The organism is Rhizobium ecuadorense (genome assembly GCF_001187535.1).
Taxonomy (GTDB): Bacteria; Pseudomonadota; Alphaproteobacteria; order Rhizobiales; family Rhizobiaceae; genus Rhizobium; species Rhizobium ecuadorense.
Genome location: NZ_LFIO01000167.1, coordinates 1 through 266 on the forward strand (window position 1 = coordinate 1; position 266 = coordinate 266).

General features: G+C 55.6%; 1 pseudogene. It reads left to right on the forward strand.

The window, feature by feature from the left end:
- Positions 1-187, forward strand: a pseudogene (locus tag AF337_RS04520) (ABC transporter substrate-binding protein); the annotation flags it as partial.
- Positions 188-266: the final 79 nt, after the last annotated feature.

A 266-nucleotide genomic window follows, 5' to 3' on the forward strand; every position in this document is an offset into this window, starting at 1 on the left:
CGCCAGTCCCATCGAAGGCCGCAAACCGCTCCTCGACGAATTGCAGAAGTACATTCTCGATCAGGGCTACTTCATCCCGCGCACGCAGATCGTCCAGCGGATCTACGTGCAATCCCCGAAGCTCAAGGGCGAGATCTACAACGGTGTCGCCTATGCCAGCTACTACACGGCCTCGAAAAGCGAATAACCCGCAATTCAACCGAGCAACGTAAGAAGGTGACGGCATGAGCAAAGCCTACCTAAACTACGCCGCAAAACGCCTGGTA